Consider the following 16,425-nt stretch of genomic DNA (forward strand, 5'->3'; position numbering starts at 1 on the left):
GGCCGGAATGCCCGGCCCCCATCCGTTATTGTTTGACCACGTTGATGAACGCGCTGTCGTCATCCAGTGCGAGGCTGGTATCCAGCGTCACATGGTGGAACCGCGCGGCCGCAAAATCGTCGTGGATCGCAAAACCGACCGTGTAGGTCTGACCCGCCTCAAGCGGGACGTCGCCGGGCGCGCCTGAATTCAGCGGGCGGGTAAACACAACGGTCCACATGCCGCCAGCCAGATTGGCCGAGGCGGCAATCTCACCATCATTGACCACGCGTTGTTCCAGCAGATAACCGTTTGTCGCGCTGCCATCGGCGTAGACGCGCATCAGGTCAAGATAGGTTCCATCGGCCAGGTACTGCTCGATCTGAGCTTCTGCCTCCAGCTTGTCCCAACCGCCCAGAGCCTTGCCGCGGCGGCCTTTGACTTCGACTTCCGTGCGGCTTTCGCTGATGTATTTGGTCACTGTATCCTGCGTGGCCAGCCGGCCCGCAACGTCACCATTTGCAGCAATCGCATCCGCGCCCGGATCAAAGGGCATATAGCTGTTGTCGGCGTGGCACGACGCCCAGCAGCCCACCTGATCGCCCAGCTCAATCCCAGTGCCGGTGATCATCATGGCAACCTTGATCTGGTTGTCTGGGTCCATCTTGCCACCGTCCACAAACGGCGCAGGGTTATGACCTGCATCCGGCCATTGCAGGCGGATATACAGGTTTTCATCATCATGCGCTGCTTGAACAGTAGCGTCGATCACACCGCGTTTGCCGGGGATCGGGGTGGGTTCCAATTCACCGCCAGCAACGATCTTGTTGCCGATTGTGTCCAGTTCCTTGGCGTGGCAGGTCGTGCACTGATCGCCTCCTTTGGTCAGAGGACGCGCACCACCGTGGGACTTACCGTTCTGAACCCATTCAAACGAGGCTTGACCGGGGTAGAACAGTTTCAGATCGGCGGTGGCAACCGCGTTCCAGTCGATATCCGCGCCGACATCATCACCACCCCCGCTTGCGGGCGCTGCTGCTTCCTCACCGTTGGATTTGGCGCGTTCTTCGGCCACAGCCGCATCCACAGCAGCAGCGATCTGGGCCTGCACGGCTTCATGCTGCGCCTGTTTGGCGGCTTTCTCGGTTTCGGCTTCTGCGGCTTCCTTGGCTTCGATCCGTTCAAGGCTCGCCATGTATTCCGGCGGGATCTGTCGAATAAAGTCCGGGTTCGGTGCTTCGAGCTTTTCCAGGTATTCCTCGTCGGCCCGGTCGCGGGCATCCGAGTGCGCAATCCCCTTGTGACAGTCGATACAGGTCTGGCCCACGGTCATCGCGTTCAGGTGTTGCTGACGCGCGCGGGGTTTCTGGAATTCAGGCATCATCGATTCAAAGTCGTGACAGTTGCGGCATTCACGTGAGTCGGTGGCCTTCATCCGTTCCCACTCATTCATCGCCAGATGCACGCGTTTGGCTTCGAACTTCTCACGGGTGTTGATGGTGCCAACCACCTTGCCGTACAGTTCTTTGGATGCCTTGATCTTGCGGATCATCTTGTGCGTCCAGTCCTTGGGCACGTGGCAATCGGAACAGACGGCGCCCACGCCAGACCGGTTCACATCATGGATGGTGCCGGTGTATTCTTCGTAGACGAAGTCGCGCATCTCGTGACACGAAATACAGAATTCCTTGGTATTAGTGGCTTCCATGGCGGTGTTGAATCCGCCCCAGAAGATGATGCCGCCGACAAAGGCTGCGGCAATACCGGCCACGGGCATTCCCCACAGGAAATACCGGCGCCAGATCGGTTTTTTCTTTTCCGGTTCGGAAGTCATATCCGGGCTCCGTTTTGGCTGTCTTATCTGGCCTTGGATGGCAGGCCGGTGAGTTTGGCTGGGTGGTCAAACGAGGAAAGGGCGGGCGAGGGGCCCGCCCTTTCCGAAGTTGGTTGCGAAACCGTCAGGTGACGTGGTTCGACCGGTTGTAGACGTTGAATTTTCCGGTCGGTGCAAACAGCCCCTTCACGCGGCCGATCTCTTCCAGCGTCTTGGCGTCGTAGATCACGATCTCACCGTTCGCTTCTTTCGAGGTCGAGCGGTTCCACTTGGAAACCCAGACCTCGGAGCCGTCCTGATTGAACTCGAAGTGGACGGCGACGTTGCCTTCCTCTTCAGTGATCTGGATCGTTTTCACGATCTCACCGGTTGCCTTGTCGATGACCTGCACCGATTGCTGGACCTCAGGCTCGGGGTGCTTGGTCTGGTCGGCCCAGATGTAGTCCGAGTCTGGGTGCGTCCGAATGAACAGACCGGGCCCGTCGGTTTCCACCTCATAGCAGACCTTCCATGCATCATCGGGGCGGCCTTCGGGGTCGTTGCCCCAGACGGTGACCGTGCCTTCGCCCAGGTGGGTCGTGCCGGCGACCGGGCCACAATTCGGATCATCCCAGTTAGCGCCCGGACCGGGGTGCGGCAGCGGCGCCGTGTCGATCATGGCTTCCAGCTTGTGGGTTTCGGTATCGACCACGACCATCTTGTTCGACGCGTTCGCGGCGATCTGGAAGTAACGGCCCGTTGGGTCAAAGAACCCATCATGCAGGAACTTGGCGCTGTCGATCTTGTCGATCCGCAGGTTGTCCAGGTCTGAGTAATCCACTTGCCAGAGCTGGCCGAGTTCCTTCACGGCAACAATCCAAGTTGGCTCGTTCGGAGTGGTGTAGATCGCGGCCACACGCGCCTCTTCCACATAGTCCCCGTCCACGTTGTAGCCTCGGGTCGAGACAACCTTCTTGGGTTCCATTGTTTCGGCATCGACGATCGCGAAGTGCGGCGGCCAATAGGCCCCACCGATCACGTATTTACCGTCACCTGATACCGCCACGTCGCGAGCGTCATAGCCAATCGTGACCTCTGCAACCAGCATGTTTTCAGGGTTCTGCCACAGGTCGATCTTGGTCATCTTGCCGTCGCGGCCCATCGTGTACCAGAAGCGGCCCGGGTTTTCCGGCTCTTCCAGTTTATGGTGCTCGGACGCTTTCAGAACGTGCACGGCATAGCCTGTCGGAATATGCGCCAGCACTTCCTTGGTGTCGCCGTCGATGACGGCCACTTTGCCGACGTCACGTTCGATGACCACGAAGAAGTTTTCCCAGTTGCGGCCATGCAGCGGCTCGGTCGGGTAATCTTCGGGTTCGACATAGACCTTACGAGTCGCCATCATCTGTTCCAGCGACATTTCCGGCGGCTTGGGCGGTTCCATCTGAATGTAGGTCGCCATATTGCTGATCTCGTCCTCGGACATCACATCCGAGAAGTTGTTCATCCCGCCTTCGGTCCCCCAGGCGATGATTTTTTCGAGCCGTTCCTGACCCAGTTTCAGGGTGCCGGATTCGGTCACGGTGCCGTCGGCGTTTTTCGTTTCGACCAATGGCTCAAGGCTTTTGCCGGTCGCCCCTTTGCGCAACACGCCATGGCACCCGGCGCAGCGTTCAAAGTACAATTGTTTCGACGACTCAAAGGCTTCCTTGTCAAGCGTTGGCTCTTCGGCGAGTGTCGGAGCAGCGACGCTGCCCAGCAGCATCGCCAAACCGACCCCAAAGGCACGGCCAGTTTTTTTGTAGCTGATTCCAAGTGACATGATCACTCTCCATTTGCTGGTGAGGCAGGGCTAAGGTTGGCCCACCGAAGCCTTCGGCTCCTTGACGAAAGTCAACGGATGGGGCGTAAACCGGGGTAGAGATGCAAAAATTCACCCAAAAAAACCTCAGAAAATCTGTGTTTTATAGACATGTTTTCCGCCGTTTTGATTTTGGTTAAGTGCCGCGAACAAGCAGGCTGCTAGGGCTTGGAAAAACGACCTAGGAGAGCAGCCATGCCCGCAGTCATCACCCGTATTTTTGGTGAGGGGTTCCGCGTGTTTTTTCTGTCCGCCGGGCTGTATGGCCTGTTTGTCGGACTGGTCTGGGGATTGTGGCTGACGGTGCCTTACATGGCGCCGGATTACGGCATGACGCCGCCTATGTGGCATGCGCATGAGATGATCTTTGGCTATGCCACTGCGGCGTTGGGTGGGTTCTTTCTGACGGCGGTGCCAAACTGGACCGGAGCACCTGATGCGCGCGCGCGGTTCATCGCCCTCGCGGCAGGGGTATGGTTGGCGGGCCGGATGGCAATGTGGTTTTCGGGGATGCTGCCAACGGTATTGGTTGCCGTGATTGACCTAGCTTTCGTTCCGATCCTCGCAGCAAAAATCGCAACGCAACTGGTCCGCCGTCCGAAACCGCAGAACATGGTTTTCCTGCTGTTGCTTAGCTTTATCTGGATCGCCGACTTGTTCACGCATCTGGAATGGATGGGATTGACGGATGACACCCTGCAATCCGGGTTGCGGGCGGGTCTGCTGACACTATGCGCGATGATTGCCATTTTGGGCGGACGGATAACGCCGGCCTTTACCCGCAACGCCATGAAACGGGCCGGCGTGCCCGAGGCCGACTGGCCAATGTCGGTTGCACAACTGGACAAGCCAGGAATGGTTTTGGCCCTGATCCTGCCGCTGGCTGTGCTGCTATCAGGCACGCATTTTGTAGCAGGTGTCGTGGCACTGGCACTGGGCCTCGTACAAATCCTGCGCATGGCCCGGTGGCGGACCTTATGGGCCGCCCGGGAACCGATCCTTCTCGCGCTGCATCTGGGGCTGGGCATGCTGGCGCTGGGTCTGATCCTGTGGGGGATGGCAGTACTTGGGATTGGCAATGAAGTGGCCGCCCTGCACGTTCTGGGTATCGGGTGCGTAGGCGGCATGACGTTGGCGGTCATGAGCCGCGCCGCGCTTGGACATAGCGGTCGCGCGCTGGTCGCGCCGGGACCGATGGTTGTTGCCTATGGTTTGATGGCAGTAGCTGCGTTGTCGCGTTGGATTGGGGCCGAGCTGGATTCAGGCTATCTCGTTGCGATGCTCTTGTCGGACGGCCTGTGGGTCACCGCCTTTGCGCTGTATCTGATTGCTATGTGGCCCGCTTTGACCGGCCCACGTGTGACGCGAGGCTAGGCAACCTGTTGTTCCAAAAAGCCAAAGTCACTCGATCAATGATCGGCTATTCTTGATGTGGCGCTGCACCATGTGCCGGACCTGCTTGCCTTTGGCCGGGATCGGGCGCGCTGATGGTGGTACGAAACCCTCAGAGGCCAAGGCGGGAAACAGCTCCAGCATTTCTGCTCGCGCCGCAGCGGGCACAGTCCTAAGCGCCTCGGCTCCGGCATATAGGCTTTCGGACGGGGCACCTTCGGCGAAAACGATCTCATGCTGCTCGAAAAGCATGTGGTAATACGCGACCGTTTCTGCGTTTTCCTCGACCGAAATACCAGGAATGCCAACAAGCGCGTGCGCGGCCACCAAAATTTCACTGGTCTCGAACATACGGATTGCAATGGCCGAGCGCACCAGCATCCGGTGCTGCGGTGACACTAGCAGGTCGCGCAGCGGAAGTCCGCTGCCCAGTGCTCCGGCTGAGATGCGGATCGGGCGCAGTTTTGGCTTTTCCGACAGCTCATGGTCGGTCAGTGAGCGCGCGCCGATCCAGCGAATACGCTGCGGACCGCGGTCCATTGTCATCACCTCGTCCCCGACGGTCAGCGTCTCGATAGGGCGCATACCATCAGGCGTTTCGATCAGTGTACCTCGCGTGAAACATGGTACCACCGTATCCACCGGAATGTCCGGACCGTTATCGGTGAGTGCGATAATCGTCAGCGTCGTGTTCAGTGGCGGAACACTTCCGCCGATGAAGCCAAGAAAATAACCCTGCTCAGCGGAATTGGTGTTTATAGACCCATTGTTGTTGATGTCCCAATCCATGACGCCGATTTCATAAGTATTGCCATCTTCATCACGGACCCGAATGGTGTAATCCCAGTCAAACGCACGGCCCAAATAGGTCTGTGTCGGGTCGTTTGGCACTTCGTTGACCACGTTGTCACCGTCGATAATAGTGCCGTCGGCACCATCGGTGATTGTAATTTGGCTGTATTGCGAGATCTGGAAGGTGGTGTTGACTTGGTAAAGCTGCGCCTGACTGGTCGACATCGTCGAGTCAGAACGGAATGCACCGTAAATATTAATTGCCATCGTTACCCTGACCTTTGTGTGCTTTGCTTCTGCGAGGCCGCGCAAAAGCGACGCTACTGAGTACTCACGAAAAAGTGTTGCTGAGTCTGGCGACGTTTTTCAAGGCGTCAAAACGGCATTTTTGGGGTAATTGGGCCAGTTGTAGGCACAATAGTTTCCCGCAGGCCACACTCGGGCTGGCCTTTTTGTTGCGGGCTCTGGGTGCTTCATCAGCAATGTTTGCCAGTCTTGACTTTCGTTAAGGCGGTAAACCGGCCCGCGCTGCATTCTGCTCTCCACTAGCTAATCTGCGCAAAGGAGAGCGCGATGCGAGAAGTCATGACCAAGAGCATGGCGCGCAATATATTCTATGGCGGGTCACTGTTCTTTATTCTCATCTTTCTGGCCCTGTCGGCCCATTCACACCTGTACATCGTCAATTCCGAGAATGCCGCGAAACTTGATGACAGCGTGGTACGGGGCAAACACGTCTGGGAAAAACACGCCTGTATCAACTGTCACACCATTCTTGGTGAAGGAGCCTACTTTGCTCCGGAAGTTGCGAATGTGATGACCCGCTGGGGCGTCCTTGATGACCCGGAATCAGCCTTTGAAGCGCTCAAGGGCTGGATGGAGGCGCAGCCCACCGGCGTTCCCGGTCGCCGACAGATGCCGCAATTCAACCTCAGCGACGAAGAGATCCGTGATCTGACCAACTTCCTGATCTGGACGGACAATATCGACGCTCAGGACTGGCCGCCCAACGAGGCTGGCTGAGAAAGGGAACGGAGCAATGAAATACGAATCCCAAAAAATTGCCTACGCCTACTTTGCCGTAGCGATGGGCTTGTTCGCGATCCAGGTCATCGGCGGTCTGATCGCCGGATGGATCTATGTTTCGCCCAATTTCCTGAGCGAGCTTCTGCCGTTCAACATTGTGCGGATGCTGCACACAAATGCGCTGATCGTCTGGTTGATCCTGGGCTTCTTCGGGGCGGCGTACTTCCTGATCCCGGAAGAGGCCGAGCGTGAGATCCATTCGCCCATGCTGGCCTATTTGCAGCTGATCATCCTTGTGGTCGGAACGCTGGGCGTGGTGCTGACATATACCTTCAACCTGTTCGAGGGCAACTGGCTGCTGGGCAAAGAGGGGCGCGAATTCCTTGAGCAACCCAAATGGGTCAAGGCGGGCATCGTCGTGGCCGCGCTGATCTTCCTTTACAACGTGTCGATGACTGTTCTGAAGGGCAAGAAGACCGCGATCACCAACATCCTGTTGTTGGGCCTTTGGGGTCTGGCGCTGTTGTTCCTGTTTGCCTTTTACAATCCGGGCAACCTGTCCTTGGACAAGCAATACTGGTGGTATGTCGTCCACCTGTGGGTCGAAGGTGTGTGGGAGCTGATCATGGCCTCGATCCTGGCCTACCTGATGCTCAAACTGACCGGTGTAGACCGTGAAGTGGTCGAGAAATGGCTCTATGTCATCGTCGCGGCCGCGCTGTTCTCGGGCATCCTTGGTACAGGGCACCACTACTACTGGATCGGTACACCTGCGTATTGGCAGTGGATCGGATCGATCTTCTCAAGCCTCGAAGTGATCCCGTTCTTTGCGATGATGGCCTTTGCCTTCGTCATGGTCTGGAAGGGCCGTCGTGACCACCCCAACAAGGCCGCACTTCTGTGGTCGCTGGGCTGTGCCACGCTGGCGTTCTTCGGTGCCGGTGTCTGGGGCTTTCTGCACACGCTGCACGGGGTGAACTACTATACCCACGGTACGCAGATCACCGCCGCGCATGGCCACCTGGCCTTCTACGGTGCCTATGTCTGCCTCAACCTGGCGATCTTCAGCTATGCGATGCCGATCCTGAAGAACCGTGATCCGTACAATCAGGTGATGAACATGGGCAGCTTCTGGTTAATGACCAGCGGCATGGTCTTCATGACCTTTGTGCTGACCTTCGGTGGAACCGTGCAAACACACATGCAGCGCGTGGTTGGAGACTACTTCATGGACGTGCAAGACCAGATCGCGATCTTCTACTGGATGCGCTTTGGGTCCGGCGTCGTAGTGGTCCTTGGCGCGCTGCTGTTCATCTACTCGGTCTGGGTGCCTCGCAAAGAGATCATCGAGCCGGGCGCTGCTGAAACCCCAGCGGAGTGATGGAAATGGATGGCTCCATTCAAATGGGAACGGGGGCGGCCAGCGCCCCCTTCTATCTGCCCCAAGGCGACGAATGCGATGTGTTTGCTGCCGCCTATACCAACAACCTGCCGGTCCTGCTGAAAGGTCCGACGGGCTGCGGCAAGACCCGTTTTGTCGCGCACATGGCCGCCAGTCTTGGCCGCCCGCTTTATACCGTGGCCTGCCACGACGATCTGGCCGCCGCGGACTTGATAGGGCGCTACCTGCTGAAAGGCGGCGAGACCGTCTGGGTCGACGGCCCCCTGACCCGCGCGGTGCGCGAAGGCGCAATCTGCTATCTCGACGAGGTGGTCGAGGCCCGCAAGGACGTCACCGTCGTATTGCACCCGCTGACCGACGACCGGCGCATCCTGCCGATCGACCGCACCGGAGAGGAGCTTGAAGCCGCACCCGGTTTCATGCTGGTGGCCTCGTATAACCCCGGTTACCAGAATATCCTGAAAACCCTGAAACCTTCGACCCGGCAGCGCTTTATCTCGCTGGAGTTCGACTTCCCGTCGCCCGAGATGGAGGCTGAAGTCGTTGCGCAGGAAAGCGGCCTGCCGCTGGAACGCTGCAAGCCGTTGGTGCGCCTTGCAGGCAAACTGCGCGGGCTCAAGGGGCAGGATCTTGAGGAAGGCGTTTCCACTCGTCTGGTTGTCTATGCCGCGACGCTGATCGCCCAGGGCATGTCCACCGACCGCGCCATCCTTGCCGCAATGATCGAACCTCTGACTGATGACGAGGATATCAAACGCGGGCTCCTCGATCTTGTCACGGCTGTCTTTGGGTGAGGCCGGCCGATGGTCAAGATCGACTTTGAGCCATGGGAACCCGAAGAAACGATCGGGAAACTGTGGCACACCCTTGCCAGCCGCCTCGATGCACCTGAGGTGCATGATGGAGCCGCGGTCGACCTGTCACAGGTCGCGGGGCGGCTGGCCGTCCTCTTCCGAGGGCTTGGGGGTAGTCCGGGCGTCGAATTGCGCCCGGTCTCACCCGAGGTTTCCCGCCACCGTCTGAGTTGGCGTCGCCGGCTGGGGGCTGAGGTGGAATTGATGCCGCGCGCCTCGTTTGATGGCGAGGTGCTGCGACTGCCGGACCGTTTGGCAGTGTTTCCTGCACGCGAAGCAAATGGCGCACTTTATGTCTGGCTGGCGGCCGCTGCCGCGCATGCCGGGACGAGAATTGACGAAGATGATCCGCTGCGTGCTGATCTGCGCGCCCTGACCGCCGCGCAGGACATGGTCGGGGCAACATTGGAAGACGCCCCGGGCCTTCGCCCGCTTTACACCGAGCTTTGCAAAGGTGTTCTGCTTCAACGCGACACTCCCAACCTTCCGCCTGTCGAAGCAGCTGTCGAAGAGCTGATCCGGCACAGTCTGGGCGATCGCGCCGAATTGTCGGAGCAGGCCGAAAACCTGTTGGCGATGGACGATGAACTGACCGCACCGCGCGGCTATCAACCGATGCGCCCGGTCCCACTGTGGCCCGAACTGCGTGCGGTTGGCTTTTCCGAACATAACGAGGTCGAAAACCCCGATACCGAGGGTCCGCCCGAAGAATCCGGCGAGAAAACTCACCGTGCCCGCCGTCGCAAATCCGATCAGGCGTCCCGCAGCGACAGCTTTATCCTACACAAGTTCGAGGCGATCCTCAGTTGGGCCGAGTTCTTGAACATAAACCGGCGCATCGATGACGACGATCCAGACAACGCCAAAAAAGCCGCTGACGATCAGGAAGAGATTGGCCTTGGGCAGATATCCAAGGCGCCGCCCACAAAGCTGAAACTGCATCTCGACCTCGCACCCGAGGACGTGAACCGAGAACGTTTGTCAGGCCGTATCCTCTATCCCGAGTGGGATGTGCGTACGGGCCGTTATCTGCCCGATCACGTCAATGTTCTGCTCTCTGATGCAGAAATCCGCGAAGACGCGGCCGAGTTTGGCAAAGACCCAGCCACCGCCCGCCGTATCCGCGCGGTCAAGCGCCAGTTCGAGGCCTTGCGCCCCGGTCGTATCATGACACGCGGGCATCTGGATGGGGATCAACTGGATATCGAGGCCGCCGTACGGGCGCAGGTTGATCGCTGTGCAAATGGTGATGGAACCGAGCGTATCTGGATGCAATCCCGTCCCGAAGCGCGCGATCTGGCGGTTTCGATCCTGCTGGATGTCAGCCGTTCAACAGAAAGTGCCGTCACTGGCCGTGCAGTCATCGACATCGAACGCGAGGCTTTGGCCGCACTAGCCTGGGGCCTGAATGCCTGTGGCGACGACTTCGCCATCCATGCCTTCAGTTCACTGAAACGCCAGCGTGTTTATGTTCAACGCTGCAAACGGTTTGATGAGCCGATGGGAGCGACGGTCGAACAACGCATCGCCTCGCTGCGCCCAGGCCATTACACCCGGTTGGGGGCCGCGATCCGTCATTGCTCGACCGAACTGGCAGCGCAGTCGCGCAAGCGCCGCCTTTTGCTGGTCATCACTGATGGAAAGCCCAACGATCTTGACCACTACGAAGGCCGCCACGGTATCGAAGACACGCGGCAAGCTGTCCGCGAAGCACGCCGCGTGGGTCAATCGGTGTTCGGCGTCACCATCGACAAATCCGGCAAAAGCTGGTTCCCGCGTATGTTCGGGCAAGGCGGGTTCGCCGTCATCCCCGACCCGCACCGCCTGACAATGGCATTGCCGCAAATTTACCGCCAACTGGTCGGCGCATGAGCGATACGTCCCTGATTGACGAGCTTCCGGGTGAGTTATTGATGTGGGTGCTCATCATCTCGGAACTTCTGGTGTTCGGGGCAGGACTGATCGCATTCATGGGTGTCCGCCTGACCGACCCGTCTGGCTTTGCTGAGGCACAGTCGCATCTTTACCGAACGGGGGCTGCGTTCAATACGGCGGTTCTGGTCACCTCAGGTTTTCTCGCGGCGCAGGCATTGCACTGGCACAGGGCAGCGCGCCGTAGCGCCGCGCGTCTTGCCCTGATCGGTTCTGCCCTGCTGGGGGTAGTGTTCCTGATCATTAAAGGTGTCGAATACGCGGGCAAAGCGGCGCAGGGGATCACGTTTGAGACCCACCCGTTTTTCATGTTCTACTACCTGCTGACTGGCTTTCACGCCGCACATGTGTTGGCCGGGGTGGGTATCCTGCTGTTCGTCGCCTGGCGCGATGATGCCCGCAACATCGAGGCGGGTGCCCAGTTCTGGCACATGGTCGATCTGGTCTGGATCATGTTGTTTCCCGTGATCTACCTGCTGGGGTAACGAGCATGCGCGCTGCTTCATCTGTTCCCAAACTCTCCCGCCAATGGCCGCCGAGCACACTAACACGCGCGTGGGTTACCCTGCTGGCACTCAGCCTGGCCTCCACGTTGCTGACCACACTGCCGGCGCCCCCGGCTTTTGTTGGCAGCAGCATTTTGATCCTCGCGCTGATCAAAGCCCGGGTAATCCTTGCGCGTTACCTGGACCTTGCCGATAGCCCCACGTGGCTGCGCGGGTTCACTTTTGTCATGATCGCTTTTGGGTGCCTTATTCTGGCGCTGTTCCTGATCTGAAGCCCTCTGCCATAGTTCCTATTGGATGCTTCGCCATTCCGAACATGTCAGTTGAATGATCCACTTTTCATCGAACGGATCGGACCCCCAGGCTCGGGCTGCGGGCGCTGTTTTCACGACAGGGTTGCTGCCGGACTTGTCGACGTATTGAAACTTGTGGTTGAGCGCGATTTCACCCTTTGGGCAGTACGTTGCCCGCAGAACCGATTGAGCCAGATTAATAGCTGGGGTCTTGTTTTGAGAAGCAGAAAACGGCAAGTAGAACTGCGTTGAGTATTGTTCTTTTAATCGGGCATGAAACTTCTTTGTGAACAGCCGCGTGCTTCCTTGAGTGCACAGGTTTTCGGAAACCATAACGGTCACAGGCAAAGGGTCCCCGGTACCCGCTCGGGTGTATTGCGCCTTTGCACCACGTTTTGCCGAAATTTCGATTTTTGAAACGCCGCCCGTGTGCTGGATGACGATGTATCGACCTTTTTTGGGATCAAGGCCGTAGAAATCAGCGTCACCACTGGCATGTTTCTTGTAGTTGAATACGGGCAAACGCTTCATGCTGGTGCAGGCACTGGCTGCAGCGTGGCTCATGAGAACAAGAACCACAGCAGATAAAACAATCCTCATTTGCAACTCACTTTCTTGATTTTCTTTAATTCTTTGGGAAGATCGCATTTGCTGCGGTCATAAGGGATTTTCCCGGATCTCAGATTGAAGGGATCACCTTTTTGATAGGCAGTGACCAGATAGCCAGCCCGTCCCGTGTAATCGCAGCTCCAGGACCCGCCTCGCTGCAATGTTTGGGGGTTGAACGTGTTCGAACCGTAGCGATAGCAAATCTCGTCCAGCACGATTTTCCATTCACCCGACACAGCACTACGATTGCCCGGGTACCAAAGAAAAGCGCGCCCATTGGGATCCAGATATTCAATTTGATAGCCGTGGCCTGAGTCAAAGCTGGCATATGTGTAACCTGCGCTAGGAAAAGGCGTCTGAACGTCCTTTTGCGCACGCAATTCATCGAACATCTTGTCACGTGGGGTTTCTCGACTGCACCCAATTACGGCGAGAACAATACAACCTAAGAGAATAAACTGCTTCATGCTTTCCGGTTAGAATGTGAATTGGACAAAAGTTTGTCGCACCAAAAAAGCCGCCTCGGTGAGGCGGCAAATTTCCAAGAGAGGGGGTGCTTTGGCTACTGAGCGGCGATTGGCATCCGGGCGATCTGGCACCGTTGCCACAGGGCCGAAAGGGCGCCGACCAGATGGTCGATATCTTCATCCGTATGCACGGGCGAAGGGGTGATCCGTAAACGCTCGGTTCCTTTCGGCACGGTTGGGTAGTTGATCGGCTGGATGTAGATTCCGAACTCTTCCAGCAGCGTGTCCGAGATGAATTTGCATTTCACCGGATCACCTACCATCACGGGGATAATGTGGCTGGGGTTGGGCAAATGCGGAATGCCTTCGGCATCCAGCCGCGCGCGAACTTGCGCCACGCGGGCCTTTTGCAGGTCGCGTTCGGTATTCGATTGTTTCAAATGCCGGATTGAGGCAGCGGCCCCAGCCGCAATTGCCGGAGGCAGGGCGGTGGTAAAGATGAACCCGCTGGCAAAGCTACGCACGAAATCGCACAGCGCAGCCGAGGCGGCGATGTAACCACCGACCACACCAAACGCCTTACCCAATGTGCCTTCGATGACGGTCAGGCGGTCCATCAACCCCTCACGTTCGGCAATACCACCGCCACGCGGACCATAAAGACCAACGGCGTGAACCTCATCCAGATAGGTCATCGCGTCATACTTGTCGGCCAGATCGCAAATCTCTTTGACCGGAGCGATGTCGCCATCCATCGAATAGACGGATTCGAACGCGATCATCTTAGGCGCGTCGGGGTCTGCTGCAGCCAGTTTCGCCTCAAGGTCCGCCAAATCGTTGTGCTTCCAGATGACTTTCTGCGCCCGTGAATGGCGGATACCTTCGATCATCGACGCGTGGTTCAACGCATCCGAGAAAACGACGAGCTCGGGGATTTTGGCCGCCAGCGTTCCCAGTGCGGCCCAGTTCGAGACATAGCCCGAAGTAAACAGCAGCGCGGCCTCCTTCCCGTGCAGATCCGCCAGTTCGTTTTCCAAAAGCACATGGTCATGCGTTGTGCCCGAGATGTTGCGCGTCCCCCCTGCGCCGGCACCGCAGCGATCCAGTGCGTCATGCATCGCGCCAATCACATTCGGATGCTGCCCCATGCCCAGATAGTCATTGGAACACCAGATCCGCACATCGCGCTGCAGCGCTCCGTCGGTCTGGCGTGCGTTCGGAAACGCCCCGCAGTGCCGCTGCAGATCTATGAAAACACGATAGTTTCCTTCGTCCCGCAGATCATTGAGGCTCTGGGTGAAAAATCGCTCGTAGTCCATCTCACGCACTCCCGGGATTACTGGCTTTGGCCTGAGGTTAGGCATGCTGGCCGCGCGATGACATGACAATTGTCAAGTTGCCTCACACGAAAAGGCTGGTGCCGGGAATTCAGGTTTGGCATAGCCATAAAGTAGGGATGTACCGGCCGGGAGATCGGCCAGGGAAAAAGGGGGCACTTCTTGGCCCATGAAGCACAAAAGATAATCGCCAGGCAGTCACTGCTGCTGAAAAGCCTGCCAGAACACCATATCGACAAGTTGCTTAGTCACGCGATCTGGCGGCGCTACGACCGGGGCGAGACGATATTTCTTCAGGAAGAAGAGGCCAAGGCGGTACATGTCGTTCTGGCAGGTTGGGTCAAGCTGTTTCGCATGGCGCCAACCGGGGCCGAGGCAGTGGTCAGCGTCTTTACCCGTGGCGAAAGTTTCGGCGAAGCGGTCGCGCTGCGTAATGTGCCTTACCCTGTCTCTGCTGAGGCCGTTTCGGCTTGTGAAATCATGCACATTCCCAGCCCGGTTCTTTTGTCCCTGATGCGCGAAGACCCTGAGATTGGCGTGTCGATCCTGGCCTCGACCTTTACCCATCTGCATTCACTGGTTGCACAGTTGGAACAACTTAAGGCGCAGACCGGTGCGCAAAGGGTAGCTGAATTTCTGCTGAACCTGTCCGATAAGGTGTCCGGCGGTTGCGAGGTCGAGCTGCCTTATGACAAGATGCTGATTGCCGGCCGCCTGGGCATGAAACCCGAAAGCCTGAGCCGGGCGTTTTCGCGGCTCAAGCCTGTAGGTGTAAAAATCAACCGAAATCACGCCGAAATCGCGGACATTCAGGCGTTGCGTGACTACGCCGAAAGAGACTCCTCGGAAAAGTAACGCAATCGACACGGCAGTTGGGTTATCTGCACATAGTTTTCGATCCGGTTGCCAGGATAGATTTGCATGTTTGTGTGCAAAACGCCTAGGTCTGCCGCGTATTTCGGGCTGGGGTGGAACGACCGAAATGCGCGGCCCGGTTCTGTGCCGACTAGTTGATTGAAAGCTGCCCCGCAAAGCGTTGATTGCGGATGTCGTCCGGAGAGGCCTTGTAGTGCACGCGAAATGCGCGGCCCAGAGCGACGGTAGACGAAAAGCCCGTAGCGGCCGAAATCTCACGCTGCGACAGGTCCGTTGTCCGTAGCAACGTGTTTGCCCGTTCCAGGCGGAGTTCTCTGTACGTTGTCAAAAGCTTTGTGCCGGTTCTGTTCAGGAACCGGCGCTGCAATTGCCGTGTCGAAGTGCCCAGCGTTTGCGCCAGATCAGAGATCCGCAACGGATCCTCAAGATTATCAAGCATGGTGTCGACAGTTCTGCACACTTGTGGGTCTGCCTCGGATCGTTGGATCAGCCGGGTTGCAAGGTGGCTATTGGCAATCCTTTTGGGCTCGGACAGGCCAATATAGCCGCGCAGCGTGTCTGCCAGGTGCTCTCCGTGATCGACCGAGACGAAATTGGACAACAACCGCAGCGCGCTTAGCCTGGTTGAAGCACTGTGTAGCCGATTATCTCGGGCCATATGGATACCCGAACCATCTTCGATCAACCCGATTTCCTGCGCTGCAGCCGTAAAGTTGGGATGCACCGCGGCGACTGTTTTCTCGGCACGTCCGATCTGCGCAAGCAGCAAAACGGCGCCGCCAACAAGAATTGTGCGCGACGACAGGTTAACAACCTGTGAAGTCCAAGATTTCTCAGGTTCATTCAACAGCCAGTTTTCGTGGATATCCCCCCAAAACACAGCCGTTCTGCTAGACCAATAAAGCGGCCCTTCTGCCGGTCCTTCGGCCAGCCTGCGAATGTTGATGACATAGGAATGGTGTTCGGCAAGCCTGTTCAGGGCGTCGAAAAAGTCCAGGACGATCTGTGCCGATGCTTCGGTGTCCGTGCCAGAGAGGACAAGATCGACATGGTGTTTCCTGTGGGGGGTATGCCGTGCTGCACAGGCCTTGGGCGAACGACCGTTATTGAGGACATAGTGTTTCATTGTTCCTCCACCTGCTGGATTTGAGCCTTGCCTGTTGTGGCATCGCCCTCATTTTTTGACCGACCCCCGGGCGTTCGGGGATCGGTCGTGTCGCTCAGCCCTCTTACTCGGCGGCTTCTTCGTATGCTTCCATTGGGGGGCATGTGCAGATGAGGTTTCT

The 16,425-nt window shown here is 57.8% G+C and carries 15 protein-coding genes; 8 read left to right on the top strand and 7 right to left on the bottom strand.

Translation table 11 applies throughout. The features are described 5' to 3' along the window. Positions 1-25: 25 nt before the first annotated feature. Both GOW16_RS22955 and GOW16_RS06285 read right to left on the bottom strand, forming a co-directional pair. Positions 26-1,813, bottom strand: coding sequence for a NapC/NirT family cytochrome c (locus tag GOW16_RS22955; RefSeq protein ID WP_170411907.1), 1,788 nt, complete (start codon positions 1,811-1,813; stop codon positions 26-28). A 124-nt stretch (positions 1,814-1,937) separates the two neighbouring features. Beyond that, positions 1,938-3,614, bottom strand: a complete 1,677-nt coding sequence (locus GOW16_RS06285; protein WP_170411910.1) for a cytochrome D1 domain-containing protein — start codon at positions 3,612-3,614, stop codon at positions 1,938-1,940. Positions 3,615-3,848: 234 nt separating this feature from the next. Here GOW16_RS06285 and GOW16_RS06290 point away from each other — a divergent pair, with 234 nt between their 5' ends. Next, positions 3,849-5,027 carry an NnrS family protein gene (locus GOW16_RS06290; RefSeq protein ID WP_170411913.1) on the top strand — a complete coding sequence of 393 codons (1,179 nt, stop codon included), beginning with the start codon at positions 3,849-3,851 and terminating at the stop codon, positions 5,025-5,027. Positions 5,028-5,054: 27 nt separating this feature from the next. On the opposite strand, the gene GOW16_RS06295 is transcribed toward GOW16_RS06290, so the two are convergent. Then, positions 5,055-6,104, bottom strand: coding sequence for a Hint domain-containing protein (locus GOW16_RS06295; protein WP_170411916.1), 1,050 nt, complete (start codon positions 6,102-6,104; stop codon positions 5,055-5,057). 306 nt (positions 6,105-6,410) lie between these two features. Between GOW16_RS06295 and GOW16_RS06300 the strand changes: the two genes are divergently transcribed. From GOW16_RS06300 to GOW16_RS06325, 6 genes are read left to right on the top strand one after another with little or no spacing between them, the layout of a single operon-like run. Next, positions 6,411-6,860, top strand: a complete 450-nt coding sequence (locus GOW16_RS06300) for a c-type cytochrome (RefSeq protein WP_170411920.1) — start codon at positions 6,411-6,413, stop codon at positions 6,858-6,860. A gap of 16 nt (positions 6,861-6,876) precedes the next feature. Next, on the top strand, positions 6,877-8,244 hold the full coding sequence (locus GOW16_RS06305) for a cbb3-type cytochrome c oxidase subunit I (RefSeq protein WP_058274912.1): 1,368 nt from the start codon (positions 6,877-6,879) through the stop codon (positions 8,242-8,244). Between the two features lie 5 nt (positions 8,245-8,249). After that, entirely contained in the window at positions 8,250-9,059 is an 810-nt protein-coding gene (locus GOW16_RS06310; RefSeq protein WP_254429695.1) for a CbbQ/NirQ/NorQ/GpvN family protein, read from the top strand. 9 nt (positions 9,060-9,068) lie between these two features. Further along, positions 9,069-10,991 (top strand): nitric oxide reductase activation protein NorD, encoded by a 1,923-nt coding sequence (locus tag GOW16_RS06315; RefSeq protein ID WP_170411926.1) that lies wholly within the window; start codon positions 9,069-9,071, stop codon positions 10,989-10,991. Continuing rightward, a complete protein-coding gene (locus GOW16_RS06320) occupies positions 10,988-11,536 on the top strand; it encodes a cytochrome c oxidase subunit 3 (RefSeq protein ID WP_170411929.1) in 549 nt (182 codons plus the stop codon). The genes GOW16_RS06315 and GOW16_RS06320 overlap by 4 nt, the downstream gene beginning before the upstream one ends. Positions 11,537-11,541: 5 nt before the next feature. Further along, on the top strand, positions 11,542-11,829 hold the full coding sequence (locus GOW16_RS06325) for a cytochrome C oxidase subunit IV family protein (RefSeq protein WP_170411932.1): 288 nt from the start codon (positions 11,542-11,544) through the stop codon (positions 11,827-11,829). Positions 11,830-11,847: 18 nt separating this feature from the next. On the opposite strand, the gene GOW16_RS06330 is transcribed toward GOW16_RS06325, so the two are convergent. The 3 genes from GOW16_RS06330 to hemA all read right to left on the bottom strand — a co-directional run bounded on the left by GOW16_RS06330 (position 11,848) and on the right by hemA (position 14,245). Beyond that, positions 11,848-12,498: a hypothetical protein gene (locus GOW16_RS06330; protein WP_170411936.1), complete on the bottom strand. Its 651-nt coding sequence runs from the start codon at positions 12,496-12,498 to the stop codon at positions 11,848-11,850. Continuing rightward, on the bottom strand, positions 12,447-12,851 hold the full coding sequence (locus GOW16_RS06335; RefSeq protein WP_170411940.1) for a hypothetical protein: 405 nt from the start codon (positions 12,849-12,851) through the stop codon (positions 12,447-12,449). Before GOW16_RS06335 ends, GOW16_RS06330 begins: the two co-directional genes overlap by 52 nt. A gap of 170 nt (positions 12,852-13,021) precedes the next feature. Further along, positions 13,022-14,245, bottom strand: coding sequence for a 5-aminolevulinate synthase (gene hemA, locus GOW16_RS06340; protein WP_170411943.1), 1,224 nt, complete (start codon positions 14,243-14,245; stop codon positions 13,022-13,024). Between the two features lie 180 nt (positions 14,246-14,425). Here hemA and GOW16_RS06345 point away from each other — a divergent pair, with 180 nt between their 5' ends. Continuing rightward, complete coding sequence (locus GOW16_RS06345; protein ID WP_170411944.1) at positions 14,426-15,118, top strand: Crp/Fnr family transcriptional regulator; 693 nt, start codon at positions 14,426-14,428, stop codon at positions 15,116-15,118. Between the two features lie 151 nt (positions 15,119-15,269). On the opposite strand, the gene GOW16_RS06350 is transcribed toward GOW16_RS06345, so the two are convergent. Then, complete coding sequence (locus tag GOW16_RS06350; protein WP_170411947.1) at positions 15,270-16,265, bottom strand: helix-turn-helix domain-containing protein; 996 nt, start codon at positions 16,263-16,265, stop codon at positions 15,270-15,272. Positions 16,266-16,425: the final 160 nt, after the last annotated feature.

It is taken from the genome of Ruegeria atlantica (assembly GCF_013033965.1).
In the GTDB taxonomy this organism is placed as follows: Bacteria; Pseudomonadota; Alphaproteobacteria; order Rhodobacterales; family Rhodobacteraceae; genus Ruegeria; species Ruegeria atlantica_D.

Bases quoted from the DNA above. Each gene is read 5' to 3' on its own strand.
- GOW16_RS22955 (WP_170411907.1), bottom strand. From the start codon at position 1,813: ATGACTTCCGAACCGGAAAAGAAAAAACCGATCTGGCGCCGGTATTTC.
- GOW16_RS06285 (WP_170411910.1), bottom strand. From the start codon at position 3,614: ATGTCACTTGGAATCAGCTACAAAAAAACTGGCCGTGCCTTTGGGGTC.
- GOW16_RS06290 (WP_170411913.1), top strand. From the start codon at position 3,849: ATGCCCGCAGTCATCACCCGTATTTTTGGTGAGGGGTTCCGCGTGTTT.
- GOW16_RS06295 (WP_170411916.1), bottom strand. From the start codon at position 6,104: ATGGCAATTAATATTTACGGTGCATTCCGTTCTGACTCGACGATGTCG.
- GOW16_RS06300 (WP_170411920.1), top strand. From the start codon at position 6,411: ATGCGAGAAGTCATGACCAAGAGCATGGCGCGCAATATATTCTATGGC.
- GOW16_RS06305 (WP_058274912.1), top strand. From the start codon at position 6,877: ATGAAATACGAATCCCAAAAAATTGCCTACGCCTACTTTGCCGTAGCG.
- GOW16_RS06310 (WP_254429695.1), top strand. From the start codon at position 8,250: ATGGATGGCTCCATTCAAATGGGAACGGGGGCGGCCAGCGCCCCCTTC.
- GOW16_RS06315 (WP_170411926.1), top strand. From the start codon at position 9,069: ATGGTCAAGATCGACTTTGAGCCATGGGAACCCGAAGAAACGATCGGG.
- GOW16_RS06320 (WP_170411929.1), top strand. From the start codon at position 10,988: ATGAGCGATACGTCCCTGATTGACGAGCTTCCGGGTGAGTTATTGATG.
- GOW16_RS06325 (WP_170411932.1), top strand. From the start codon at position 11,542: ATGCGCGCTGCTTCATCTGTTCCCAAACTCTCCCGCCAATGGCCGCCG.
- GOW16_RS06330 (WP_170411936.1), bottom strand. From the start codon at position 12,498: ATGCGATCTTCCCAAAGAATTAAAGAAAATCAAGAAAGTGAGTTGCAA.
- GOW16_RS06335 (WP_170411940.1), bottom strand. From the start codon at position 12,851: ATGTTCGATGAATTGCGTGCGCAAAAGGACGTTCAGACGCCTTTTCCT.
- hemA (WP_170411943.1), bottom strand. From the start codon at position 14,245: ATGGACTACGAGCGATTTTTCACCCAGAGCCTCAATGATCTGCGGGAC.
- GOW16_RS06350 (WP_170411947.1), bottom strand. From the start codon at position 16,265: ATGAAACACTATGTCCTCAATAACGGTCGTTCGCCCAAGGCCTGTGCA.